At 62.0% G+C, this 25,885-nt stretch carries 19 protein-coding genes, 4 tRNA genes and 1 pseudogene; 15 read left to right on the top strand and 9 right to left on the bottom strand.

Going from position 1 to position 25,885, the window contains the following annotated elements:
• The first annotated feature begins 51 nt into the window (after positions 1 to 51).
• The 5 genes from choX (at position 52) to AK81_RS23075 (ending at position 4,179) form a co-directional block, all read left to right on the top strand.
• Positions 52 to 996 (top strand): choline ABC transporter substrate-binding protein, encoded by a 945-nt coding sequence (gene choX, locus AK81_RS23095; RefSeq protein WP_043202849.1) that lies wholly within the window; start codon positions 52 to 54, stop codon positions 994 to 996.
• A 122-nt stretch (positions 997 to 1,118) separates the two neighbouring features.
• Positions 1,119 to 2,003, top strand: a complete 885-nt coding sequence (locus AK81_RS23090; protein WP_043202848.1) for a 3-keto-5-aminohexanoate cleavage protein — start codon at positions 1,119 to 1,121, stop codon at positions 2,001 to 2,003.
• A gap of 214 nt (positions 2,004 to 2,217) precedes the next feature.
• Positions 2,218 to 3,183 (top strand): L-carnitine dehydrogenase, encoded by a 966-nt coding sequence (locus tag AK81_RS23085; RefSeq protein ID WP_043202846.1) that lies wholly within the window; start codon positions 2,218 to 2,220, stop codon positions 3,181 to 3,183.
• A gap of 10 nt (positions 3,184 to 3,193) precedes the next feature.
• Positions 3,194 to 3,667, top strand: coding sequence for a thioesterase family protein (locus tag AK81_RS23080; RefSeq protein ID WP_043202845.1), 474 nt, complete (start codon positions 3,194 to 3,196; stop codon positions 3,665 to 3,667).
• Positions 3,668 to 3,921: 254 nt separating this feature from the next.
• Entirely contained in the window at positions 3,922 to 4,179 is a 258-nt protein-coding gene (locus AK81_RS23075; protein WP_043202844.1) for a hypothetical protein, read from the top strand.
• Positions 4,180 to 4,585: 406 nt separating this feature from the next.
• On the opposite strand, the gene AK81_RS23070 is transcribed toward AK81_RS23075, so the two are convergent.
• From AK81_RS23070 to AK81_RS23050, 5 genes are all read right to left on the bottom strand, one after another.
• Positions 4,586 to 5,674: an IS110 family transposase gene (locus tag AK81_RS23070; protein WP_043202843.1), complete on the bottom strand. Its 1,089-nt coding sequence runs from the start codon at positions 5,672 to 5,674 to the stop codon at positions 4,586 to 4,588.
• Positions 5,675 to 6,236: 562 nt separating this feature from the next.
• Positions 6,237 to 6,313, bottom strand: a tRNA-Asp gene (locus AK81_RS23065).
• 13 nt (positions 6,314 to 6,326) lie between these two features.
• Positions 6,327 to 6,402 (bottom strand) — tRNA-Val (locus AK81_RS23060).
• A gap of 169 nt (positions 6,403 to 6,571) precedes the next feature.
• Positions 6,572 to 6,648, bottom strand: a tRNA-Asp gene (locus tag AK81_RS23055).
• A gap of 13 nt (positions 6,649 to 6,661) precedes the next feature.
• A tRNA-Val gene (locus AK81_RS23050) sits at positions 6,662 to 6,737 on the bottom strand.
• 215 nt (positions 6,738 to 6,952) lie between these two features.
• Between AK81_RS23050 and rdgC the strand changes: the two genes are divergently transcribed.
• From rdgC to sugE, 3 genes are all read left to right on the top strand, one after another.
• Positions 6,953 to 7,873, top strand: coding sequence for a recombination-associated protein RdgC (rdgC, locus tag AK81_RS23045; RefSeq protein WP_043202842.1), 921 nt, complete (start codon positions 6,953 to 6,955; stop codon positions 7,871 to 7,873).
• 183 nt (positions 7,874 to 8,056) lie between these two features.
• Complete coding sequence (locus tag AK81_RS23040; protein WP_043202841.1) at positions 8,057 to 9,022, top strand: bile acid:sodium symporter family protein; 966 nt, start codon at positions 8,057 to 8,059, stop codon at positions 9,020 to 9,022.
• Positions 9,023 to 9,251: 229 nt separating this feature from the next.
• Positions 9,252 to 9,569 carry a quaternary ammonium compound efflux SMR transporter SugE gene (gene sugE, locus AK81_RS23035; protein ID WP_016501077.1) on the top strand — a complete coding sequence of 106 codons (318 nt, stop codon included), beginning with the start codon at positions 9,252 to 9,254 and terminating at the stop codon, positions 9,567 to 9,569.
• Positions 9,570 to 9,578: 9 nt separating this feature from the next.
• Here sugE and AK81_RS23030 read toward each other — a convergent pair whose 3' ends face one another.
• Complete coding sequence (locus AK81_RS23030) at positions 9,579 to 11,456, bottom strand: 1-acyl-sn-glycerol-3-phosphate acyltransferase (protein WP_043202840.1); 1,878 nt, start codon at positions 11,454 to 11,456, stop codon at positions 9,579 to 9,581.
• 188 nt (positions 11,457 to 11,644) lie between these two features.
• On the opposite strand from AK81_RS23030, the gene bglX reads away from it, so the two are divergent.
• The 3 genes from bglX (at position 11,645) to AK81_RS23015 (ending at position 18,979) form a co-directional block, all read left to right on the top strand.
• Positions 11,645 to 13,918, top strand: a complete 2,274-nt coding sequence (gene bglX / locus AK81_RS23025; RefSeq protein ID WP_043202839.1) for a beta-glucosidase BglX — start codon at positions 11,645 to 11,647, stop codon at positions 13,916 to 13,918.
• Between the two features lie 169 nt (positions 13,919 to 14,087).
• Positions 14,088 to 15,266 (top strand): MFS transporter, encoded by a 1,179-nt coding sequence (locus tag AK81_RS23020; RefSeq protein WP_043202838.1) that lies wholly within the window; start codon positions 14,088 to 14,090, stop codon positions 15,264 to 15,266.
• Between the two features lie 233 nt (positions 15,267 to 15,499).
• Positions 15,500 to 18,979, top strand: coding sequence for a hybrid sensor histidine kinase/response regulator (locus AK81_RS23015; protein WP_043202837.1), 3,480 nt, complete (start codon positions 15,500 to 15,502; stop codon positions 18,977 to 18,979).
• Here the strand turns inward: AK81_RS23015 and rmuC are convergent.
• Positions 18,951 to 20,321, bottom strand: coding sequence for a DNA recombination protein RmuC (gene rmuC / locus AK81_RS23010; protein ID WP_162491987.1), 1,371 nt, complete (start codon positions 20,319 to 20,321; stop codon positions 18,951 to 18,953). The genes AK81_RS23015 and rmuC overlap by 29 nt on opposite strands.
• Positions 20,322 to 20,501: 180 nt before the next feature.
• Positions 20,502 to 20,840: pseudogene (locus AK81_RS23005) on the bottom strand (sel1 repeat family protein); the annotation flags it as partial.
• A gap of 946 nt (positions 20,841 to 21,786) precedes the next feature.
• Here AK81_RS23005 and AK81_RS23000 point away from each other — a divergent pair.
• The 3 genes from AK81_RS23000 to AK81_RS22990 all read left to right on the top strand — a co-directional run bounded on the left by AK81_RS23000 (position 21,787) and on the right by AK81_RS22990 (position 24,156).
• The gene (locus AK81_RS23000; RefSeq protein WP_043202833.1) at positions 21,787 to 22,011 is read left to right on the top strand and encodes a hypothetical protein; all 225 of its coding nucleotides are present in this window, start codon (positions 21,787 to 21,789) and stop codon (positions 22,009 to 22,011) included.
• Between the two features lie 249 nt (positions 22,012 to 22,260).
• Positions 22,261 to 22,743, top strand: a complete 483-nt coding sequence (locus tag AK81_RS22995) for a hypothetical protein (RefSeq protein ID WP_043202830.1) — start codon at positions 22,261 to 22,263, stop codon at positions 22,741 to 22,743.
• A 147-nt stretch (positions 22,744 to 22,890) separates the two neighbouring features.
• A complete protein-coding gene (locus AK81_RS22990; RefSeq protein WP_043202828.1) occupies positions 22,891 to 24,156 on the top strand; it encodes an OmpP1/FadL family transporter in 1,266 nt (421 codons plus the stop codon).
• 42 nt (positions 24,157 to 24,198) lie between these two features.
• Here the strand turns inward: AK81_RS22990 and AK81_RS22985 are convergent, their stop codons facing one another.
• A complete protein-coding gene (locus tag AK81_RS22985) occupies positions 24,199 to 25,128 on the bottom strand; it encodes a LysR family transcriptional regulator (RefSeq protein WP_043202826.1) in 930 nt (309 codons plus the stop codon).
• 115 nt (positions 25,129 to 25,243) lie between these two features.
• Between AK81_RS22985 and AK81_RS22980 the strand changes: the two genes are divergently transcribed.
• Complete coding sequence (locus AK81_RS22980; protein ID WP_043202825.1) at positions 25,244 to 25,504, top strand: DUF2798 domain-containing protein; 261 nt, start codon at positions 25,244 to 25,246, stop codon at positions 25,502 to 25,504.
• Positions 25,505 to 25,885 lie beyond the last annotated feature (381 nt).

Here is a 25,885-nt window from a genome sequence, read left to right as displayed (position 1 = left end):
CCAGAGAGATCGAACCCCATAACAAATATGCACTGCCGATGGAGAGCCACCATGCACAGCTTGATCCGCCGCAGCCTGTTGACCCTTGCCCTGAGCAGCATCGCCACTTCCCCGCTTTTTGCCGCAGAGCCCGCGGCCTGCAAGAACGTCCGCCTGGGCGTGGTCAACTGGACCGACGTCATCGCCACCAGCGCCATGGCGCAGGTGCTGCTCGACGGCCTGGGCTACCAGACCAAACAGACCAGCGCCTCGCAGCAGATCATCTTCGCCGGCATCCGCGACAAGCGCCTGGACATGTTCCTGGGTTACTGGAACCCGATCATGACCCAGACCATCACCCCGTTCATCGATGCCAGCCAGGTCAAGGTGCTGGACAAACCAAGCCTGGAGGACGCCCGCGCCACCTTGGCCGTGCCGAAATACCTCTACGACAAGGGTTTGAAGACCTTCGCCGACATCCACAAGTTCGAGAAGGAACTGGGCGGCAAGATCTACGGGATCGAGCCCGGCTCCGGTGCCAATACCCAGATCAAGGCGATGATCACCAAGAACCAGTTCGGCCTGGGCAAGTTCCAGCTGGTCGAGTCCAGCGAGGCCGGCATGCTCGCCGCCGTCGACCGCGCCGTGCGGCGCAAGGAAGCCGTGGTGTTCTTCGGCTGGGCGCCGCACCCGATGAACGTGAACATCGACATGGCCTACCTGGGCGAGAGCCAGGACGCCCTGGGCCCTGACGAAGGCCGCGCGACGGTGTGGACGGTGACCGCGCCGGACTACGCCGAGCGCTGCCCCAATGCCCACCGCCTGCTGGCCAACCTGAACTTCAGCGCCGAGGACGAGAGCCGCATGATGCAGCCGCTGCTCGACCATAAGGACGCGCTGGAATCGGCCCGCCAGTGGCTGAAAGACCACCCCGAGGACAAAGCCCGCTGGCTTGAGGGTGTGACCACCTTCGATGGCAAGCCGGCTGCGGACAACCTCAAGCTTACCGTCAACTGACAGGGCCCTTTCGCGGGCACGCCCGCTCCCACAGGTACAGCGCCACACTCAGGATCACATTGATCCTGTGGGAGCGGGCATGCCCGCGAAAAGCCAGACACAGACATCACAAGGAACGCACCATGAACCACGACGTCATCATCACCTGCGCCCTCACCGGCGCCGGCGACACCGCCTCGAAAAGCCACCTGGTCCCGGTCACCCCCAAGCAGATCGCCGAAGCCGCCGTCGAAGCCGCCAAAGCCGGCGCCACCGTGGTCCACTGCCACGTCCGCGACCCGCAAACCGGCCGTTTCAGCCGCGATGTGGCGCTGTACCGCGAAGTGATGGAACGCATCCGCGAAGCCGATGTGGACATCATCGTCAACCTCACCGCCGGCATGGGTGGCGACCTGGAAATCGGCCCGGGCGAAACGCCCCTGGAGTTCGGCCCGGGCACCGACCTGATCGGCCCGCTGGAGCGCCTGGCCCACGTCGAAGCACTGCTGCCGGAAATCTGCACCCTCGACTGCGGCACCCTCAACTTCGGTGACGGCAATTCGATCTACGTCTCCACCCCGGCGCAACTGCGCGCCGGCGCCAAACGCATCACCGAACTGGGCGTGAAGGCCGAACTGGAAATCTTCGACACCGGCCACCTGTGGTTCGCCAAGCAGATGATGAAAGAAGGCCTGCTTGAAGACCCGCTGTTCCAGCTGTGCCTGGGCATCCCGTGGGGCGCGCCGGCCGACACCACCACCATGAAAGCGATGGTCGACAACCTGCCCGCCAACGTCACCTGGGCCGGCTTCGGCATCGGCCGCATGCAGATGCCGATGGCCGCGCAAGCCGTGCTGCTGGGCGGCAACGTGCGGGTCGGCCTGGAAGACAACCTGTACCTGGACCGTGGCGTGCTGGCCAGCAACGGCCAGTTGGTCGAACGCGCAAGCGAGATCATCACCCGCATGGGTGGCCGTGTCCTGTCCCCGGCAGAAGGCCGGGAAAAAATGAACCTCAAGCGCCGCTGATCCCTTCAACGATTTCAGCCGCACCAACTCCCCCTGTGGGAGCAACTGTCTTGCTCAAAACCTGAAAGCTTGCGCGATCACTGTGGGAGCGGGCATGCCCGCGAACACGGGCGAAGCCCGTGCCATCCACCGCGTCGCTTGCTTCGCGGGCATGCCCGCTCCCACAAGGATTGGCGCTCACCCGGACCATTTTATTCAGCTCTGAGGAATCCATATGCCCTTCATCACCGAGATCAAGACCTTCGCTGCTTTGGGTAGCGGCGTGATCGGCAGCGGCTGGGTTGCCCGCGCCCTCGCCCACGGCCTGGACGTGGTCGCCTGGGACCCGGCACCCGGTGCCGAGCAGGCCCTGCGCAAGCGCATCGCCAACGCTTGGCCGGCACTTGAAAAACAAGGCCTGGCCCAGGGTGCATCGCAGGAACGGCTGAAGTTCGTAGCCACCATCGAGGAATGCGTGCGCGACGCCGATTTCATCCAGGAAAGCGCACCGGAGCGGCTGGACCTGAAGCTCGACCTGCACGCAAAAATCAGCGCCGCCGCCAAGCCTCAAGCCATCATCGGCTCCAGCACTTCAGGCCTGCTGCCCAGCGAGTTCTACGAGTCGGCTACCCACCCCGAGCGCTGCGTGGTCGGCCACCCGTTCAACCCGGTGTACCTGCTGCCGCTGGTCGAAATCGTCGGCGGCAACCGCACAGCGCCTGAAGCCATCGAAGCAGCAAAAACCATCTACACCGCACTGGGTATGCGCCCGCTGCACGTGCGCAAGGAAGTACCCGGCTTCATCGCCGACCGCCTGCTGGAAGCGCTGTGGCGCGAGGCCTTGCACCTGGTCAACGACGGCGTGGCCACCACGGGCGAAATCGACGACGCCATCCGCTTTGGCGCCGGCCTGCGCTGGTCGTTCATGGGTACGTTCCTCACCTACACCCTGGCCGGTGGCGATGCCGGCATGCGCCACTTCATGTCGCAGTTCGGCCCGGCCCTGAAGCTGCCCTGGACCTATCTGCCAGCACCGGAGCTGACCGACAAACTGATCGACGATGTAGTGGACGGCACCTCGGAGCAACTGGGCGAGCGCAGCATCGCCGCACTGGAGCGCTATCGTGATGACACCCTGCTGGCCGTACTCGAAGCGGTAAAAACCAGCAAGGCCAGCCACGGCATGTCGTTCAGCGACTGAGGAGAGCACGATGCCCGCACTGATCACCTACCGCACCCCGGTCCAGGCGGACTGGGTCGACTACAACGGGCATTTGCGCGATGCCTTCTACCTGCTGATTTTCAGCTACGCCACCGATGCGCTGATGGAGCGCATCGGCCTGGATGCCGATAGCCGGGGGCAGAGTGGCAATTCGCTGTTCACCCTTGAGGCGCACATCAACTACCTGCATGAAGTGAAGCTAGGCACCGACGTCTGGGTACAGACACAGATCGTAGGGTTCGACCGCAAGCGCCTGCATGTGTATCACAGCCTTCATCGGGCGGGGTTCGACCAGGAATTGGCGGCCAGTGAGCAGATGTTGCTGCATGTCGACCTGGCAGGGCCGAAGTCGGCCCCGTTCAGCGAGGGCAGCATAGGGTTGCTACAGGGGCTGATGGATGAACAGCTTCAACTTCCGGCGCCCGCCTATGTAGGCCGCGTGATCGGCCTTCCAAAAAAATAACCCCGGAAAGCCGTGAGCATCCGGGGCCAAGAGCGAGCAGCATCCACTGTGCATGAACGAGGGTGACCAAACCCTCCGTTGCGGTAGATGGCTTGAGTGTGCGCAGTTCCCGCCAGGGGGATTTAGCCGTAAACGACCTGTTCTTAGCCAAAGCAGTCATGCCGCCATTCTGTTGTTGCGGGTATGTCGCGGGCGTCACAGAATCGGTCGTAAATCACAGCAGCACTCTCTTAGCGATAAAAGGGACAACAGCCATGATGCATGCGGATTTGATTGATCAGGACGACCTGGCAGGCCACCTGCGCGCGCGCGGGTTCGAGATACCCGCGGGGGCCAGTGCCGAGCAGGCCTGCGAAGCAGTGGTGCGTGGGCTGACCGAGCCTAATGCGCGGGCGCTGAAGGGTATGGTCGAGCAGATGTATACCGGCAGTGCGACGATTCTGCCGGCGGTTCGCCAGGCCATCGACAAGCAGTTGTTGCCGGCCTTGGCGAATTTCAACAAGCGGGCCTGATTTCTTCTGTTCCGGCCTCTTCGCGGGTAAACCCGCTCCCACAGGGACTGCACTGGTTTTGAAGGCGGTGCAGTACCTGTAGGGCCTGTCTTGCACTGGCTCAGCCAGCATCTACCACAGGAATCACACTTGCCTTGAGGGCAGTGCAAGTCCCTGTGGGAGCAACTGTCTTCTTGTGGAAGCTGGCCTCGCCGGCGATGGGGGGCGTAGCGCCCTAGGCCTGGCTGTGCCGGGCAACGCCAGCAAGGCTTGCTCCTACGAGTGAGCTATTTGCTCCTTCCAGGGCGTTCCGGTCTTGAGCANCCTGTGGGAGCAACTGTCTTCTTGTGGAAGCTGGCCTCGCCGGCGATGGGGGGCGTAGCGCCCTAGGCCTGGCTGTGCCGGGCAACGCCAGCAAGGCTTGCTCCTACGAGTGAGCTATTTGCTCCTTCCAGGGCGTTCCGGTCTTGAGCATCGCATTTAGCCGCACTATCAATACTCGCATACACGCCACCACAGATACTTTCGCGCATTTCCCCTGGGCTCGCAGTGCTTTGTAACGCTCGCAGAAGTCCTTGTTGTGCCGTATCACCACCCAGCAGGCCATATAGAGCGCCCGCCTGACTTGTGAGCGTCCCCCCCAGATTGAACGCTTGCCCGACTGCTTGCCGCTGTCCTGGTTGAACGGCGCAACACCGACCAAGGCGGCAATTTCTTTCTTATCCACCTGACCCAACTCTGGCAGCAAGGCCACCAGTTTTCCGGCAGTTATCAGACCAATTCCTTTGNCCCCCCAGATTGAACGCTTGCCCGACTGCTTGCCGCTGTCCTGGTTGAACGGCGCAACACCGACCAAGGCGGCAATTTCTTTCTTATCCACCTGACCCAACTCTGGCAGCAAGGCCACCAGTTTTCCGGCAGTTATCAGACCAATTCCTTTGACTTGAGTGAGCTGTTTAACCCGATCATCAGGCAAAGCTGCTGCCTGCTGTGCGATCTCTTGTTCCAGCGCTCGAATCTCACCCTTCAGATAGGCGATGTGTTGTTCCAACCGCACACAAACACTGGGAGCCCGCGCCTGCTTCAGGCGCCGCTTGTCATCGTCGCGCTGTTGTACGAAGCGATCCCGCTGCATAAGCAGTTCGCGCAGCAAGGCCCGCTCAGGTGTCATCACCTGACAAGGCCGTGGAGGCATAACTTCAGCCAGGTGAGCCAAAACAGCTGCGTCAATGGGATCGGTCTTGGCTCGTTTACCCATCGACTTGGCAAAGTCCCGGGCACGACTGGGATTGATCCGGCAAACCGGAAAATCGGCATCCTGCAGCGCTTTTAGGACATTGCACTCGTAGCCACCGGTAGCTTCGAGCAAGACCATTGAAACTGCATACCCGCCAAGCTTTTCGACGAGCAGTTGGAATCCCTTCAAGTCATTGGAAACACTGAAGTTCACACCCTCAGGGCGGATGTGAACGGCAAGTGTGGCACTGGAAACATCGATGCCGACAGAGGAAGACATAGCCAAACCCTCTTAAACTCAAGGAGTGAGAGCGCTTTGGCTTGGCCCACGCTTGTGATTCGAGATTACGGCCCTCATCCAACTGTTCGGGCTCTCGCCAAAGTGGAACGGTGAATGGCAGCTTTTGCTCCCACACGTGCTCTGGGCACCTCGGGTTATCAGCTTGCCATTCACCGCTCTCACTTCAGATTCTATTCCCTCTCCAAGACACAAGCGGGTTNAGATTACGGCCCTCATCCAACTGTTCGGGCTCTCGCCAAAGTGGAACGGTGAATGGCAGCTTTTGCTCCCACACGTGCTCTGGGCACCTCGGGTTATCAGCTTGCCATTCACCGCTCTCACTTCAGATTCTATTCCCTCTCCAAGACACAAGCGGGTTCACCCGCGAAGCATGCGACACGGTGTATGGCACCGGCTTTGCCGGTGTTCGCGGGTGAACCCGCTCCCACACTGGCCTGGCGGTGCTTTTAAGGACTTCGACATATTGCAGACACAAAAAAAGCGACCCTAAGGTCGCTTTCTTTGTTACTTCCAGGTGTTCAGTGGGCCTGGAAGCGGAATATGGCGCAGCGGACGGGACTCGAACCCGCGACCCCCGGCGTGACAGGCCGGTATTCTAACCGACTGAACTACCGCTGCGCTATACATCGAGTGGTGGGTGATGACGGGATCGAACCGCCGACCCTCTGCTTGTAAGGCAGATGCTCTCCCGGCTGAGCTAATCACCCATGTCTCTCGGTGTGGCGCGCATTCTACGGGCGACCTTGCGCTCTGGCAAGCACTTATCGAAGTTTTTTCACACTTCTTTCAAACACCAAAATTCAGGCACAAAAAAAGCGACCCTAAGGTCGCTTTCTTTGTTACTTCCAGGTGTTCAGTGGGCCTGGAAGCGGAATATGGCGCAGCGGACGGGACTCGAACCCGCGACCCCCGGCGTGACAGGCCGGTATTCTAACCGACTGAACTACCGCTGCGCTATACATCGAGTGGTGGGTGATGACGGGATCGAACCGCCGACCCTCTGCTTGTAAGGCAGATGCTCTCCCGGCTGAGCTAATCACCCTTCGTCTCGGTGTGGCGCGCATTCTACGGACGACCCCGCACCCTGGCAAGCACTTTTTAAACTTTTCTCAAAAAAAACCTCATGCCTTTCAAAGACCTAGCGTTACCGGGTGTTTCTTTTATGCATAAGCCACTGCTGGCCCTCTGACAGGGTTGGCCTGAGAGCACCGCTCGGAGAATAATGCCCGCCTTATGCATTAAGGAGAGTTACCCCTCATGTGGTTCAAGAACCTGCTGACCTACCGCCTGACCCAGGAAGTCCCGTTCGAGCCTGAAGCGCTGGAAGCCGCCCTGGCCAGCAAGCCGGCCCGCCCCTGCGCCAGCCAGGAGCTGACCACCTATGGTTTCGTCGCGCCGTTCGGCAAAGGCGAAGACGCTCCCCTGGTGCATGTCAGCGGCGAGTTCCTGCTGATTGCCGCGCGCAAGGAAGAACGCATCCTGCCGAGCAGCGTGGTCAACGACGCGGTCAAGGAAAAGGTCGAAGAGATCGAAACCGAGCAGATGCGCAAGGTCTATAAAAAAGAACGCGACCAGATCAAGGACGAGATCATCCAGGCCTTCCTGCCGCGTGCGTTCATCCGCCGTTCGATGATCTTCGCCGCCATTGCCCCGCGCCTGGGTGTGATCCTGGTGAACTCGGCCAGCGCCAAGCGTGCCGAAGACCTGCTGTCGACCCTGCGCGAAGTAATGGGCTCGCTGCCGGTGCGCCCGGCCACAGTGAAGATTGCACCGGTGGCCACGATGACCGACTGGGTCAAGTCGCAGCAAACCGCCGAAGGTTTCTATGTGCTGGACGAGTGCGAACTGCGTGACACCGCCGAAGACGGCGGCATCGTACGCTGCAAGCGCCAGGACCTGACCGGCGAAGAAATCCAGCTGCACCTGAGCACTGGCAAGGTGGTGACCCAACTGGCCCTGGCCTGGCAGGACAAGCTGTCGTTCATTCTGGACGACAAGATGGTGATCAAGCGCCTGAAGTTCGAAGAGCTGCTGCAGGAGCAGGCCGAGCAGGACGGTGGCGATGAGGCGGCGCAGCAGTTCGATGCCAGCTTCCTGCTGATGATGATGACCTTTACCGAGTTCCTGCCGGTGCTGTTCGAGGCGCTGGGTGGGGAGGAGATTCCGCAAGGGGTCTGATGTTTTGAAATGCCGGTGCTGGCCTGAAAGTGATTTTTCGCCAGTACCGGCCTCTTCGCGGGTGAACCCGCTCCCACAGAGACCGCACAGATACCCAGTCTTGTGCAGTACCTGTGGGAGCGGGTTCACCCGCGAAAGGGCCAGTGAATTTAATAAAGCTATAAATAGAAAAGGAATTGCCCCATGCGTGCCCTCGCCGCCTTAAGCCGCTTCGTCGGCAATACCTTCGCCCTGTGGGTGCTGGTGTTTGCCGTGCTGGCCTTCCTGCAACCGCAATGGTTCATCGCCCTGAAGGTCGCCATCGTGCCGCTGCTGGGGCTGGTGATGTTCGGCATGGGCCTCACCCTCAAACTCGACGACTTTGCCGCCCTCGCCCGCCAGCCCTGGCGGGTGATGCTGGGGGTGGTCGCGCACTTTGTGATCATGCCGGGCATGGCCTGGCTGCTGTGCCAGCTGTTCCACCTGCCGCCGGAAATTGCCGTGGGTGTGATCCTGGTCGGCTGCTGCCCAAGCGGCACGGCCTCGAACGTGATGGTATGGCTGTCACGCGGGGACCTGGCACTGGCCGTGGCGATTGCTGCAGTCACCACCCTGCTGGCGCCGCTACTGACCCCGGCGCTGATCTGGTTCCTGGCGTCGGCCTGGTTGCCGGTGTCCTTCATGGACATGTTCTGGTCGATCCTTCAGCTGGTGATGCTGCCGATCGTGCTCGGCGTGCTGGCGCAGCGCCTGCTGGGTGCCCGGGTGCAGGCGGCGGTGCAGGTGCTGCCGCTGGTATCGGTGGTGAGCATCGTGATGATCGTGTGCGCAGTGGTGGCGGCCAGCCAGGCGAAGATCGCCGAGTCGGGGCTGTTGATCATGGCGGTGGTGATGCTGCACAACAGCTTCGGCTATTTGCTGGGCTACCTGACCGGCAAGCTGTGCAAACTGCCACTGGCCCAGCGCAAGTCGCTGGCGCTGGAAGTGGGCATGCAGAACTCCGGGCTGGGCGCCGCACTGGCGGCGGCGCACTTTTCGCCATTGGCGGCGGTGCCGAGTGCGCTGTTCAGTGTTTGGCACAATATTTCCGGGGCGTTGCTGTCGACCTGGTTCCGGCGGATGGACGAGCCTGCGGTGGAAGCTGAAGAAGTGGAGCCTGCCAGGCATTGATGGTGCCTGTACTGGCCTCTTCGCGGGTAAACCCGCTCCCACAGGATCACCACAGGGCTGAACATTGTGCGATCCCTGTGGGAGCGGGCGAGCCCGCGAAGAGGCCAGCACAGGCTTGCCTCCAACCCTGCAGGTGTGCACCATAGTGCCCACTGTGAGGACGGCCTCACGACGCACCGCGTGACCATTCCGGGGACGGCCCCATCATTCAAACGATGGAGACACACTCATGTCCTGGATCATCCTGTTCTTCGCCGGCCTGTTCGAGGTCGGCTGGGCCGTGGGCCTGAAATACACCGACGGCTTCAGCAAACCGATTCCCACCGTACTCACGGTCGGCGCCATGGTCATAAGCCTGGGCCTGCTGGGCCTGGCCATGAAAGAACTGCCGCTGGGCACCGCCTATGCCATCTGGACCGGTGTTGGCGCAGTCGGCACAGTCATCGCCGGTATCATCCTGTTCGGCGAGTCCATGGCCCTGGTACGGCTGGTCAGTGTGGCGCTGATCATCTGCGGCCTTGTCGGCCTGAAAGTCAGCGCCAGCTAGCCCCCTCCCCTAGCGCAGGTCACCGCGCAAGCGGCTGACCTGTTCGCGCAACAGCTCAGGCTGCGCTGCCTCCACCGGGATGGCGGCGCCCGCCACGATGGTCACCCGCGACCACAGGCGCTTGAAGAAGCCCTTGGCCGGGTCACGGCTGAAGAAGCTGCCCCACAACCCCTGCAAGGCCACCGGGATCACCGGCACCGGGGTTTCTTCGAGGATGCGGTTGACGCCGCCCTTGAACACATCGATCTCACCATCGCCGGTCAATTTGCCCTCCGGAAAGATGCACACCAACTCACCCTCGGCCAGGTACTTGGCAATACGCGCGAAGGCACGCTCGTATGTGGCGGGGTCTTCGTTGCGCCCGGCAATCGGGATGGCGCCTGCGGTGCGGAACACGAAGTTGAGCACTGGCAGGTTGTAAATCTTGTAGTACATGACAAAGCGGATAGGCCGGCGGATCGCCCCGCCCAACAGCAACGCATCGACGAACGACACGTGGTTGCACACCAGCAATGCTGCGCCTTCGTCGGGAATGCGCTCAAGGTCGCGGTGCTGCACGCGGTACATCGAATGGCTGAGCAGCCAGATCAGGAAGCGCATGGTGAACTCGGGCACGATCCTGAAGATGTAAGCGTTGACCGCGATATTAAGCAGCGACACCACCAGGAACAGCTGCGGGATGCTCAGCTCGGCCAGGCCCATCAGGATGATGGTGAGCACTGCCGACACCACCATGAACAAGGCATTGAGGATGTTGTTGGCCGCAATTACCCGGGCGCGCTGGTCTTCGACCGTGCGGGCCTGGATCAGCGCATACAGCGGCACGATGTAGAAGCCACCGAACACGCCAAGGCCGACGATCGACAGCAGGATCCACCAGGCCTGGCCCATGCCCAGCAGCGCCAGCCAGTCGTGCGGCACTGCTGCAGCCGGCACATCGCCGGAATGCCACCACCACAGCAGGCCGAACAGGGTCAGGCCGAAGGAGCCAAACGGCACCAGGCCGATCTCCACCTTGCGCCCGCTAAGCCGTTCACACAGCAGCGAACCCAGGGCGATACCTACCGAGAACAGCGTCAGCACCAGGGTCACCACCGTGCCATCGCCGTGCAGCCAGTCCTTGGCATAGGCCGGGATCTGCGTGAGGTAGATGGCACCGACAAACCAGAACCACGAGTTACCCACGATCGAGCGCGACACGGCGGGCGGCTGCCCCAGGCCCATGCGCAGGATCGCCCACGACTGCCTGAAGATGTTCCAGTCCAGCGGCATGTTCGGCGAAGCGGCAGCGGCCCGCGGGATCCAGCGGCTGGCCAGGTAGCCGAGCACCGCGGTGCCGACCACCCCACCGGCCACCACCGTGGCATAGCTGTCGGCCGACATCATCACCCCGGCGCCGATGGTGCCGGCCAGGATGGCGAGGAAAGTGCCGGTTTCCACCAGGCCGTTACCGCCGACCAGTTCTTCCTCGCGCAGGGCCTGCGGCAGGATCGAGTACTTCACCGGGCCGAACAGCGCCGAGTGGGTACCCATGCCGAACAGCGCCACCAGCATCAGCGCCAGGTGGTTGGTGATGAAGCCGAGTGCACCGATTGCCATGATGACGATCTCGGCCAGTTTGATCGCACGGATCAGCGCGTCCTTGGCGAACTTCTCGCCAAACTGCCCGCCCAGCGCCGAAAACAGAAAAAACGGCAGGATGAACAGCAAGGCGCACAGGTTGACCCAGATCGAACGGTCACCGTCGCCCAGGCTGAGCTTGAACAGGATCGCCAGGATCAGCGATTGCTTGAACAGGTTGTCGTTGAAGGCACCCAGCGACTGGGTGATGAAAAACGGCAGGAAGCGCCGCTTGCCGAGCAAGGTGAATTGCGAGGAGTGACTCATCGTCCTTGGTCCTGGGTTCAGCCACGGATGGCAGTTGCCTTATTAGAATGCGCGCGGGCCATGCAAAGCCACATCGTCGATGTCAACTGACAGAACTACCAGTAGCGAGTTGCATCGTCCAGGCGCCACTGTGCGAGTTTGATCAAGCGCGACTCAATGGAATGAAAAAAACACTTGCCAGCCCAAGCATGATTACAGGGCGGATCGCCGTTTCCTTGGCGTTGTGGCTGATGGCGCCCCACGCTGCAGCCACGGACATGCAAACAAACAAGGACCGGTTTGTCGACAGCCTGCTGGCGCAGATGACGCTGCAGGAAAAGGTCGGCCAGTTGCGCATGGAGTATGCGGGTGCCGGCCCGAATCCTCAGGCGATGCTCGACACCATCGCAAATGGGCAAGTCGGTGCGATGTTCACCGCCCCCGCTGCCAGCCAGGCAGGCTTGCGCGAACTGCAGGATGCCGCGGTGCAGCGCAGCCGCCTGCGCATCCCGCTGTTTTTTGCCGGAGATGTGGTACACGGCCAACGGACCATATTCCCCATCAACCTGGGCCAGGCCTCCAGCTGGGACTTGCAGGCGATCGGCAAAAGTGCCCGGGTAGCCGCGCTCGAGGCCACCGCCGACGGCCTGGACATGACCTTCGCCCCCATGCTGGACATCAGCCGCGACCCGCGCTGGGGCAGGATCTCGGAAGGCTATGGCGAAGACACCTACCTTGTGTCGCGCATCGCCGGCACAGTGATACGTGCCTTGCAGGGGCCGACCCTGGGCGCGTCCGACAGCCTGATGGCGTGTGCCAAGCATTTTGCCGGTTATGGCGCGGTCGAGGGCGGCCGTGACTACAACACCTCGGACATGAGCGAACGCCGTCTTGTCGAGGAGTACCTGCCGCCTTTCAAGGCCGCCCTGGATGCCGGGGCGGGCGCAGTCATGACTGCATTGACCAGCCTCAACGGTGTTCCGGCGACCGCCAACGGCTGGCTGCTGCACGACATCCTGCGCCAGCAATGGCAGTTCAAAGGCCTGGTCATCAGTGACCACGGCGCCGTCGAGGAACTGATCGCCCATGGCGTGGCTGAGGACGGTAACCAGGCAGCGCATGCCGCTCTCGCTGCCGGCACGCAAATGAGCATGAGCGACCGCCACTTTGCCCGTGGCCTGACAAGCCTGGTCAACCAAGGGCAGGTGACAGAGCAACAACTCGACAATGCCGTACGCCAGGTGCTGGCCACCAAATACGACCTTGGCCTGTTCGAGGCGCCCTACCGCCGTTTGCAGCCAGGCAGCGGCCCTGACAACCAAGCCAGTCGCCAGCACCGTACCCACGCCCGGGACATGGCTCGCCGCTCGCTGGTATTGCTGAAAAACCATGATGAGGTACTGCCGTTGAGCCGGCACGCAACCATCGCCCTGATCGGCCCGCTGGCCGACAATGCCGTGGACATCCTTGGCAGCTGGCACGCCAATGGCAAAGCCGAACAGGCAGTGACGCTGCGCCAGGGGCTGCAAAGTGGCCAGGCCGCCAACGCACGCCTGCTGTATGCAAAGGGGGCGAACATCAGTGACAGCCCGCAGGCATTCGCGCTGCTTGCCGATAACCAGGTCAACTTCGACCCACGCCCAGCTGAAACCCTGCGCGCCGAGGCAGTGGCCGCGGCTCGTCGGGCGGATGTCGTGGTGGTGGCGCTGGGTGAGGCGCGCGGCATGTCCCACGAGGGCGCCAGCAGGACCGAGCTGAACCTGCCGGGACAGCAACGTGCCCTGCTGCGCGCACTCAAGGCGACCGGCAAGCCGCTGGTGCTGGTACTGATGAATGGCCGCGCGCTGACCATCAGTGAAGAAAGCCAATGGGCCGATGCCGTGCTGGAAACCTGGTTCAGCGGCAGCGAAGGCGGCAATGCCATCGCCGATGTGCTGTTTGGCGAGTACAACCCGTCCGGTAAATTACCGGTTACCTTTCCGCGCAGCGTCGGCCAGGTCCCCCTCTACTACAACCACCTCAACACCGGGCGGCCGTTCGACCCGGCACATCCGGTTGCCTACCGCTCGCGCTACTACGACATCGACGATACGCCGCTCTACCCTTTTGGCCATGGCTTGAGCTACACAAGCTTCAGTGTCTCTTCGCCACGCTTGTCCAGCACACGGCTGCAGGCCGGGCAAAGCCTGCAAGTGCAGGTAACTGTCCGCAACGAAGGTTTGCGTGCAGGGGAAACAGTCGTGCAACTGTACATCCGTGACCGTCGCGCCTCGGTGAGCCGGCCCGTGAAAGAGTTGAAAGGTTTCGACAAGCTGTTGCTCGCCCCCGGGCAAACACGGGAAGTTACCCTTCATCTGCCTCCCTCCGCGTTCAGCTTCGTTGACCGCAACCTGCGCTGGGTCATCGAACCGGGCTGGTTCGACGTGATGGTCGGCCTGGACTCGCAAAACGTGCAGACAGCCCGCTTTGAACTGATGCCTTGAGTGCCTTGGAGATCGGAAAAACGCCAGCACAATCGTCCCCGGTTTCGGCCTGATGCCATGCCTGACCCTGTTCCTTTGAGAGCGCTGGCTTGTCGGTGATGAGGCCAGTGCAGGCAAACCCCAGGTGGCATATGCTCCCAATCGGCTATTCCACAACAAGGACGTGGCAATGCTCGCCGCCCTGAAACGCTACCCGCATACCGTACGCCTGCTGCTGCTGACCACCTTCACCCTCACTGTCGCCCGCGCCCTTACCCTGCCCTACCTGGTGGTGTACCTGGCCGACAACTTCCTGCTGCCGATCAGCCAGATCGGCCTGCTGATCGGTGGTGCGCTGATCATCGCCTCGCTGCTGAGCCTGTATGGCGGCCATCTGGTCGACACCTTGCGCAACCACACGTTGGTCAGCGCAAGCACCCTGCTGTTCGCCCTGGCCTTCGTCGGCGCGGTCGCCAGCGAATCGGCGCTGTTGTTCTTTTTGTGCCTGGTGCTGATCAACCTGGCCCTGGCCGTAGTCGACATCGCCGCCAAGGCAGGCTTCTGCGCTTTGCTGCCGGTGGAAGAGCGGGCCGAGGTGTTCGCCATCAAGTACACCCTCAGCAATGTCGGCTACGCAGCCGGCCCGTTGCTGGGCGTCGCCATGCTGGAGCTGGAGGACCACATGCCGTTCATCGCCTCGGCCCTGCTTGGCCTGGGCATGTGCCTGGCTTACTGGCGTCTTGGCGACCGTAGCCTGCAGACCAGCGCGCCGGACAAGCCAGCGGCCGGCTTCGGCCAGGTGGCGCTTGGGCTGGCGCGTGACCGCCGGCTGGTGTATTTCACCCTGGGCGGGGTGCTGAGCGCGGTGGTGTTTGGCCAGTTCACCGCCTACCTGTCGCAGTACCTGGTGGTAACCAGCAGCCCGGCGCAAGCCGCGCGGCTGGTCGGCTACCTGGTCACCACCAACGCGGTGACGGTGATTGCCCTGCAGTACCTGATTGGCCGACGCATAAGCCGCCAGCGCCTGATGCCCTGGCTGCTGGCCGGCATGGCCCTGTTCATCGCCGGGCTGCTGGGCTTTTCGTTGGCAGGCTCGGTGCTGGCGTGGTGCCTGGCGATGCTGGTGTTCACCTTGGGCGAGATCATCGTGATCCCTGCCGAGTACATGTTCATCGACCTGATCGCCCCGGAGCATTTGCGCGGGGTGTATTACGGCGCGCAGAACCTGTCCAACCTCGGGGCGGCGCTGGGGCCGGTGATGGTGGGGTTTGCCCTGGTGCACCTGTGGCCGGGGGTGATCTTCTACCTGCTGGTGCTGTCGGTGATACTGGCGGGGGTGTTTTACTGGCTGGGTACCCGCAGTAATTGATGTTGGTTGTGCCGGCCTCTTCGCGGGTGAACCCGCTCCCACAGGGATATCACATGCCTTGAGGGCAGCGCCGTACCTGTGGGAGCGGGTTCACCCGCGAAGAGGCCAGCACAGGCTTATCATGCAACCTGCGACCACCTGCCACTGCGACCATCGTCTGCGCTGACGAAGCGGCGCCTGCGTGCCAGACTGGTTGATCGGGACCGCGTTATATTTTTTGCTTCGGAGTCTTCATGTCGTTGTCCAGCGGGCTGATCGCCGTGGTCGCCCTGGCCTATATGGCCGTCATGTTCGCCATCGCCTTCTATGGTGACCGCCGCAGCACGCCGTTGCCGCCGAAACTGCGCGCCTGGGTGTACAGCCTGTCGCTGGCCGTGTACTGCACCAGCTGGACCTTCTTCGGCGCGGTCGGCCAGGCCGCCGAGCAGCTCTGGGCCTTCCTGCCGATCTACCTGGGCCCGGTGCTGCTGATGGTCTTCGCGCCCTGGGTGCTGCAGAAGATGGTGCTGATCAGCAAACAGCAGAACATCACCTCAATCGCCGACTTCATCGCCGCACGCTACGGCAAGTCGCAAACCCTGGCGGTGGTGGTGGCGCTGATCTGCCTGGTCGGCGTGTTGCCGTACATTGCCCTGCAGCTCAAAGGCATCGTGCTGGGCGTCAACCTGCTGATCGGGGCCAACGCCGACGCCACCGGCACCCGCGTGCAGGACACCGCGCTGGTGGTGTCACTGGTGCTGGCACTGTTCGCCATCGTGTTCGGCACCCGCAGCCTGGACGTGACCGAACACCACCGGGGCATGGTCCTGGCGATTGCCTTCGAATCGCTGATCAAGTTGCTGGCCTTCCTGGCCGTGGGCATATTCGTCGTGTTCAACCTGTACGACGGCTTCGACGACCTGTTCAGCCAGGCACGCCAGTCGATCCACTTACAGGACTATTGGCAAGAGACCATCAACTGGCCGTCGATGGTGGTGCAAACCGCTGTGGCGATGATGGCGATCATCTGCCTGCCGCGGCAGTTTCACGTCACCGTGGTGGAGAACATCGAACCCCAGGACATGCGCCTGGCGCGCTGGGTGTTTCCGATGTACCTGGCGCTGGCCGCGCTGTTCGTGGTGCCGATTGCCCTGGCCGGGCAGATGCTGCTGCCAGGCACGGTGATCTCCGACTCGTTCGTCATCAGCCTGCCACTGGCCGAGGCGCACCCGAGCCTGGCCCTGCTGGCATTCATTGGCGGCGCTTCGGCAGCCACCGGCATGGTCATCGTCGAGGCGGTGGCGCTGTCGACCATGGTGTCCAACGACATGCTGCTGCCCTGGCTGCTGCGGCGCAACAACGCCGAGCGGCCGTTCGAGGCGTTCCGCCACTGGATGCTCTCGGTACGCCGGGTAACCATTGTGGTGATCCTGCTGCTGGCCTACGTCAGCTACCGACTGCTGGGCTCCACCGCCAGCCTGGCGACCATCGGCCAGATCGCCTTCGCCGCCGTCACCCAGCTCACCCCGGCCATGCTCGGCGCGCTGTACTGGAAGCAGGCCAACCGCCGCGGCGTGTTCGCCGGCCTGGCGGCAGGTATCTTCCTGTGGTTCTACACCTTGGTCCTGCCGATTGCCGCGCACAGCCTGGGCTGGTCGCTGCAGCTGTTCCCGGGGCTGGCGTGGCTGCACGGCAACCCGCTGGGCCTGCCGATCAGCCCGTTGACCCAGGGGGTGGTGCTGTCGCTGGCGGGCAACTTCACCCTGTTCGCCTGGGTTTCGGTGCTGTCGCGCACACGGGTTTCCGAGCATTGGCAGGCCGGCCGCTTCATCGGCCAGCAGACCAGCGCCCGCCCCAGCAGCAAACCGCTGCTGGCAGTGCAGATCGACGACCTGCTGACCCTGGCCTCGCGTTTTGTCGGTGAAGAACGCGCCCGGCAGAGCTTCATCCGCTTCGCCTACCGCCAGGGCAAGGGCTTCAACCCCAACCAGAATGCCGACGGCGACTGGATCGAACACACCGAACGCCTGCTGGCCGGGGTGCTCGGCACCTCATCGACCCGCGCCGTGGTCAAGGCCGCCATCGAAGGCCGCGACATGCAGCTGGAAGACGTGGTACGCATTGCCGACGAAGCCAGCGAGGTGCTGCAGTTCAACCGCGCGCTGCTGCAAGGCGCCATCGAGAACATCAACCAGGGCATCAGCGTGGTCGACCAGAACCTGCACCTGGTAGCGTGGAACCGTCGCTACCTGGAGCTGTTCAACTACCCCGACGGGCTGATCAGCGTGGGCCGGCCGATTGCCGACATCATCCGCTACAACGCCGAGCGCGGCCTGTGCGGCCCGGGCGAAGCGCAGGTGCATGTGGCGCGGCGCCTGCACTGGATGCGCCAAGGCCGCGCGCACTCTTCCGAACGGCTGTTCCCCAATGGCCGGGTGATCGAACTGATCGGCAACCCGATGCCGGGTGGCGGCTTCGTCATGAGCTTCACCGACATCACTCCGTTCCGTGAGGCCGAGCAGGCCCTGCGCGATGCCAACGAAGGCCTGGAGCAACGGGTGGCCGAGCGCACCCACGAACTGTCGCAACTGAACCATGCGTTGTCCGAAGCCAAGAGCCAGGCCGAAGCGGTCAGCAAGTCCAAAACCCGCTTCCTGGCCGCGGTCAGCCATGACCTGATGCAACCCCTGAACGCCGCCCGCCTGTTCTCCGCCGCCCTGTCGCAGCAGGCGGAGGGCATGAACGAAGAGGCCCAGCAGTTGGTGCAGCACATGGACAGCTCGCTGCGCTCGGCCGAAGAGCTGATCAGCGACCTGCTGGACATCTCGCGCCTGGAAAACGGCAAGATCACCCCAGACGCCAAGCCCTTCGCCCTCAACGAACTGTTCGACACGCTGGGTGCCGAGTTCAAGGTGCTGGCAGCCGAGAAAAACCTGGAGTTCCGCCTGCGTGGCAGCCGCCTGCGGGTAGACAGCGACATGAAGCTGTTGCGCCGGGTACTGCAGAACTTCCTCACCAATGCCCTGCGCTACGGCAAGAGCCCGATCCTGCTGGGCGCGCGCCGCCAGGGCGAGCGCCTGTGGCTGGAAGTGTGGGACCGTGGCCCGGGCATCGCCGACGACAAGCTGCAAGTGATCTTCCAGGAGTTCAAGCGCCTGGACAGCCACCAGACCCGCGCCGAAAAAGGCCTGGGCCTGGGCCTGGCGATTGCCGATGGCCTGTGCCGGGTGCTGGGGCACCCGCTGGAAGTGCGCTCGTGGCCGGGCAAAGGCACGGTGTTTCGCGTCTGCGTGCCGATTGCCCGCCAGGCCGCCCCGGCGCCAAGCGCTCCCGCGGAACAACAGGGTGGCCAGCCACTGGCCGGCCTGCAAGTGCTGTGCGTGGACAACGAAGACAGCATCCTGATTGGCATGAACAGCCTGCTCAGCCGCTGGGGTTGCCAGGTGTGGACCGCGCGCAACCAGGCCGAATGCGAAGCCCTGCTGGCCAAGGGCATGCGCCCGCATCTGGCACTGGTGGACTACCACCTGGATGACGGCGAGACCGGCACCGGGCTGATGGGCTGGCTACGTGCGCGCCTGGGTGAACCGGTGCCAGGCGTGGTGATCAGCGCCGACGGCAGCAAGGAAACCATCGCCATGGTGCATGCGGCAGGCCTGGATTACCTGGCCAAACCGGTCAAGCCGGCAGCCTTGCGCGCCATGCTCAATCGCCATCTGAGCCAGGTTCAGTGACTGCGGCGTCCGGCACCTCATCGGACAGCGCCCGTTCCAGCAAGTCTGCTGGCAGGCTCTTGCTGGCGCGGGCGCCCAGCAGTTTCAGCTGTTCGCTGCGGCTGACCAGGTTGCCGCGCCCTTCGCACAGCTTGTTACGGGCAGCGGCATAAGCCTTGTCCACCTGTTGCAGGCGGCTGCCCAGCTCGTCCAGGTCCTGGATGAACAACACGAACTTGTCGTACAGCCAGCCGGCGCGCTCGGCAATTTCCCGGGCATTCTGGCCCTGACGCTCCTGCTTCCACAGGCTATCGATCACCCGCAAGGTAGCCAGCAGGGTGGTAGGGCTGACGATCACGATATGCTTGTCGAAGGCCTCCTGGAACAGGTTCGGCTCGGCCTGCAGGGCTGCCGAGAAGGCCGCTTCGATGGGCACGAACAGCAACACGAAATCCAGGCTGTGCAGGCCTTCGAGGCGGTTGTAGTCCTTGCTCGACAAGCCTTTGACGTGGCTGCGCAGCGACTGCACGTGCTGCTTGAGCGCGGCCTCGTCGTTGTTGGCGACAAACTGCTGGTACGCCGTAAGGCTGACCTTGGCGTCTACCACCACCTGTTTGTCGCCGGGCAGCATGATCAGTACATCGGGCTGGAAACGCTCGCCGTCAGCGCTCTTGAGGCTGACCTGGGTCTGGTATTCACGGCCTTTTTCCAGGCCCGCATGTTCCAGCACCCGTTCGAGGATCAGCTCGCCCCAGTTGCCCTGGGTTTTCTGGCCTTTCAGGGCCTGGGTCAGGTTGGTGGCTTCGTCGGACAGGCGCAGGTTGAGCTGTTGCAGGCGCTCAAGCTCTTTGCCCAGGGAAAAGCGTTCGCGGGCTTCCTGCTGATAGCTTTCTTCCACGCGTTTTTCGAAGGACTGGATGCGCTCCTTGAGCGGGTCGAGCAACTGGCCCAAGTGCTGCTGGCTGGTCTGGGCGAAGCGTTGCTCGCGCTCGTCGAAGATCTTGGTGGCCATGTCGGCGAACTGGGCGCGCAGGGTGTCGCGGGCTTCCTGCAGGTCTTCCAGGCGCTGCTGATGGCTTTCCTGCTGCTCTCGCAGTTCAGCCTCCAGGCGCGCGCCCTGCGACTCCAGACGACGCAGCTCAGCTTCACGGTTGGTGCGTTCCAGGCTCCAGGCGTGGGCAGCGTCACGGGCGTTGTCGCGGTCGATCTGCAGCAGTTCCAGTTCACGGCCTTGGGCGGCCAGCTGGGCCTGCTTGACGGTGTTGGCTTCGCTGAGGTCGCTGACTTCGTCGCGGCTGGCTTCCAGCTGCGCCTGCAGGCCGGCCAGGGCCAGTTGGGCTGCGTTGAGGCGCTCTTCGAGCAAGGCCTGCTCGCCTTGCCGTGCGCCCTGGCGGCGCTGCACCTGCATGACCCAAAAAAGACAGGGTAAAGCACCTGCCACCAAGCCCAGCAGAATGCTGGCCAGATCCACTGTCATGCTTACCCCGATCACGCTGATGCAAATTGAGTGCAGCTTATCAGCCTGGGGCTTGTCGGAGCATTACTTCGCCTGGTCCGGATCGTTTTGCTGGCACAGACGCGCATACTCCAGCTGCGCCCGCCGGTCACCGGCGCGGGCTGCCTGGCGCAGCAGTTCGTGGCCAATACGCCGGTCACGGGCGTTGCCGCAATCGCGGCACAGCATCTGCCCCAAGCGGCTCTGTGCCACCACCACGCCCTGACGCGCCGGCTGCTTCAGCAGCCGCCCGGCCAAGTGCTTGACCTGGGGTTTGTCGCCCAGGCGCGGGCTGTCGAGCAGCCACAAGGCCACTTTCAAGGAAAAGCGCTCGGGAGGAGGCGTCGTTGCAGCAGGGCTGGCGAGGTGTTTACCGCGAAACTTCATGAGCAACAGGTTTGGCAACTCGAAAGGCGCGCCACTCTACTCTTTTTTTTTCGCCGTGACCTGTCGATTTCTGGAGGACTGAAAAAATATTTCAATGATCTTTTCTTGACGTTTTCGAGTGGATGACCAACCGGTCTGTCGGGGCATGTCGATTGTCGGACAGTTCACCGCAATGCTGGCACGCCCGTGCTAGAGCAAGCGCCCGGGACAATCCACAGTTCCTGTGGATAACTCGGTGGACAACCCCCTTACACACCCCGCAAAGCCCCGTGAATTGGGGCTTTGTCTCAAACTGACGATTTTTTCACCAGCTAAAAATAGTGTTTTTTTTCATTGACTTAACCGCCCAGTCAAGGCATTGGCGAGCCTGTTGCAGCGTGTTTCCGGGCTGTTACAACCGTTGCCCCGAATGTGAACAAGTGCACCAGGATCCCTCATTTGAGTGCACGAAATGGGCACATCCGCCTGGATACGGGCCATTTGCCCCCTCTTCACAGCGATGCAAATACGCGCCATACTGCTCGGCTCACCTGAACAAACGTAGTGCTTGCCAAGCACCGGCATTTCCGGTAAGGTGCGCCTCGTTAGTACCAAGCTGAAAGTCAATTCGGGCCCCAACATCCTTGCAGACCCACTTCCCAAAAAGTGCGCTGCTGAAAGCAGGATTGCCCATTCGATGATTCACTCGCCAGCCTAAGGCTGCTCAAGCACGAATCACGTGACAGATTGATCAGGATTCCACCCGACGGCCTAGAACCTTGGCCCCGACGTGCTGCCTGCCTTCCGAAGTACCTACCAGTCAGCCCAAGCGCCCACTTTTGATTGCGCTCTCTCTGGCTGCTTTGTTCCAGTCAGGTTCGTTCGTCCCTTAATAAAGGCGTCACTGGAACGTTTCTATCATGCACGGATCATATCTCCCGTGTTTAAAGCAGGAACCTCCAACAATATGCAAACTCATCATCAGATTCAGGCTGCCATTGGCACCCTCTCCCAGGCCTTCTCGCCGTTGAAGTGCCTTCTCGTTGCTCCCCGCAAGGGCAGCTTCAGCTTCACCCTGGTAGACGAACACGGCGTCGCCTGCCACACCGAGCGGCTGTACCATGAACAGTACAGCCGCAACGAACCGCTGCAGGCGGTCATCGCCCGGACTCGCCAATCGCTCACTGCGTGAGTGGCGAATACCGCAGCATTCAAGCGCTGAATGATCCCATCGCAAGCCTGCCTGAACGTTCTTGGCGTAATTGCCTCCGGGCATATAGCCCGGTACGTCAGGCAGCAATCGATTTAAAAACAGCTCTTTACATCACGATTATCACACTACACTTCAACTCGAGCGGTGCTTACCGCTTCCGGCGGGCCTGATCATTCACCAGCTGCCAAGCTCCAGCGCCCGTCCGGCCCTTAATTGCTCGAGGGCATCATGGGTATTGCGGCGAATGAATTGTGTCAGTATGTGATCCGACCCACCCTGGTCTACCTGAACCGTCACTGCGCCAGCGCGGAAGCCTTGTTACTGGGCATTGCCGCCAGCCAGTCGGCACTCGGGTCCGCCCTGCATGACCGACGCGGGCACGGCCTTTACCGCATTGGCGAACACCGTCACCAGGCGCTCTGGGACGATTACCTGGCCCGCGACCCCGACCTGGCCAGCCTTGTGCGCGGCCTGGCCAGCCAGCACGCCTTCCTCGGCGGCCCGCACCTGGAACTCACCGTCAACCTGCGCTATTCCACTGCCATCGCCTGGATGCTCGTCGAAGAGCAGGCCACAGTGCTACCCGCCGCTGACGACCTGATGGCACTGGGACGGATCTGGCGTCAGATTTTCCACCCCCAAGGTCGCCTGCGCGACTTCACTGAAGCCTGGCATACCTGCATAGATCAGAGATTGCCACAGGTATCTTAAGAAGCGTCCTACAGCATTGCCGGAAAAAAGGGAATTTTGGTCGGATTGTCCTACAAAACCGCTCTATCTTCTGCGATTGAGACTATGGCGCAGCGCGTGATTTGTTGGTAGCTTTTCGCCCCGGAGATCCCAAGGAGTTTTCTAATAATGAAAAAAGTAATGCTCAAAACCTCCCTCGCCGTCGCTGTTGCCGTGGCATCCAGCCAACTGTTCGCTGCAGGCTTCGCCCTGAACGAACAGAGCATCAGCAGCATGGGGACAGGTTTCGCGGGACGTTCTTCTTCTGCCGAAGATGCCAGCACCGTGTTTGGCAACCCGGCCGGCATGTCCCGGCTCAAACGCGAACAGTTCACCGTGGGCGGCGCCGCCGTCATCGCCAAGTCCGACATCTCGGGCCGGGGCAGCAACCTCGGGGGGGAAACCGATGGTGACATGGTGCCTCTCGTTGGCGTACCCATGGGTTACTACGTCAAGCCGATCGACGACCACTGGAGCGTCGGCTTCGGTGTCTATGTACCGTTCGGCCTGGTAACCGACTACGGCAGCGATGATGCCGCACGCTACTGGGGCAAGAAGAGCCACGTCGAGGTAGTCACCTTCCAGCCGACCGTCAGCTACGCCTTCAACGACAAGGTCTCGATCGGTTTTGGTCCTACCATCAACCGCATCAAGGGTGAACTGGGCTCGAGCCTGATCAACCCGTTTACCCCTGGCCGTAACGATGGCGAAGTGAAAATCAAGGGCGACGATACCGCCGTTGGTTACAACATCGGCATCCTGGTACAGGCTACCGACAGCACCCGCCTCGGCCTGACCTACCACTCGATGGTCGACTACAAGCTCGAGGGCAAGACCCGCGTCAGCACCCCGCTGATCGGGCCGTTCAACGGCAACAAGTTCGACGCCACACTGAAGATCAAGACGCCGGAATCGGTCGACTTCTCGGTTACCCATGAACTGGACGACCAGTGGACCCTGTATGCAGGCAGCACCTGGACCCGCTGGAGCCGCCTGAAAGACATCACCGTGCAGAACGATGTCCCGGCGCCATTGGCAGGTTCGGCATTCCAGACCATCACCGAAGAACAGAACTGGCATGACACCTGGGCCCACGCCATTGGTGCGTCGTACAAGGTCAACAAGGAGTGGGTGCTGCGCACCGGCTTCACCGTCGACCAGTCGCCGACCAACAACCATGACCGTTCGCCACGTATCCCGACGGGCGACCGCAAGGTGTTCAGCCTGGGTGCCGGCTGGAGCCCGACCGACGATATGACCATCGACGTGGCCTATTCCTACCTGTGGGAAGAAGACACCAAGGTCAATCAGGTGAGCGCGACCAAAGGCAGCTACCAGGCCAAGTACGAGAACAGCGCTCACGGTATCGGTGCATCCCTCACCTACCGCTTCTGATTCGTACGTACCCCATTAAAAACCGCCCTCGTGGCGGTTTTTTCATGCCTGCACCTGCCAACTGTCCCCCAGGCATTCACGCAGGTAGTCCATGAACACGCGCACTTTCGCGGTCATGGCGAAACGGTCGGCCAGGCACAGGTAGATGTCCATTGGTTCGGTCTGGGCGTAGGCCTGGCCACTGTCGCTGTACTCGAACAACGGCACCAGCGCACCGCTGGCCAGGTGCGGTCGCACCATGAACTCGGCCAGGCGGGTGATGCCGCCATCGTGCAGCGCCATCTGGGTTAGTGCGTCGATGTCGTCGCTGATCAATACGCTGCCGAACTCCGCTTCGAAACGCAGCCCATCACGCATGAAGCCCCAGCGCAAAAACCGCCCATCCACCGGGTAACGGAACACCAGGCAACGGTGATCGCGCAATGCCTCGGGCGAACCCGGCACCCCAGCGCTTTGCAAGTAACCGGGCGAGGCACAGCAAATGAACGGTATACGGGCGATGTGCCGGGCCAACAGTTGGTCTTCCAGTTGCGGGGCAATGCGCAGGCTTACGTCGACGTCTTCACGGGCATGGTTGACCCGGCGATCAGTCGTTACCAACTCTATCGAAAGCAGTGGGTAGCGGGCACTGAAGGCAGGTATGAGTGGCGCCAGCACGTGGCGGCCAAAAGCGGACGTCGAGGCAATGCACAGCCGCCCTTGGGGTTCGCTGTCTGGCGTAGTGACAGCCTGCTCGGCCAGGGCCAAGTCACGTTCAATATGCCTGACACGCTCATAATACTGCGTACCTGCCGGCGTCAGCGCCATACTGCGGGTGGTACGGCTGAGCAGGCGCACCTGCAGATGACCCTCCAGGCGCGCCAGATTCTGGCTGACCGCTGCCGGGCTAAGACCCAGGTTACGAGCGCCGCCGGCGATGCTGCCGGCCTCGACCACCTTGATGAAGCTGCGGATGGCGTTGAGCAGGTCCATGGGTGAGCTCTTGGATTCGTAAGAATCTCTTTATAAAGAACTCAGCAAGGCGGGTCTACAGCTGCGGCCGGGTGGGTTGCTAACCTGCGCCTCCATTCACCTTTCAGGAGTTCACATGAGCAACCTGTCCCAATCGCGCAGCCGACGCAAACTGCACCCGGGTGCTACGCCTTACGTTTTCGCCTTTTTCATGTCGTCGATCATGGCGCTGTTGATGTGCTTCGTGATCACGGCAGCAAATGCCGGGGTGACCCCGGAGTACCTGAACAATGTGCTGAAGGCCTATCAATTGGCGATGCCAGTGGCTTTCGTTTGTGTGTTGATGGTGAGGCCGGTGGTGGTGCGGTTGGTGGCGATTACGGTGCATGCGAACTGAAGTCACCCGCAGCCCAGCCACGCCCACGGCTCTTGATCTTGATCTTGATGTTGATCTGGCTTTTGATCTTCGCGACTTCAGGAGGCCGAACGCAGGCCTTGCGCGGGAGGTGACGGGCATGGATGCCCGTCAAGCGCTGGGCCCCAGGATGGGGCCTGCAGCGCGGTCCTCCCGGGAGCAAGGCCGGAGTGAGGGAACCCCGCAGCGCAGCGCAGGGGCCGGATGATCGGAGCGCAGCGTTTTTTGGTTACTTTTTGTCGCGTTCCCCCCGTGTCAGCCTACCTGTCGCCTCTATTGATTGACTCAATCTTCCAAGGGGGCGAAGGTGCAAGGTAATGAAAAAGCGTTATGACTCTGAATTCAGAGACTGGGCTGTTCAGC

The sequence above is a fragment of the Pseudomonas putida W15Oct28 genome, assembly GCF_000708715.2.
GTDB classification, from domain to species: domain Bacteria; phylum Pseudomonadota; class Gammaproteobacteria; order Pseudomonadales; family Pseudomonadaceae; genus Aquipseudomonas; species Aquipseudomonas putida_R.
This window is presented reverse-complemented; position numbering and strand designations above follow the sequence as displayed.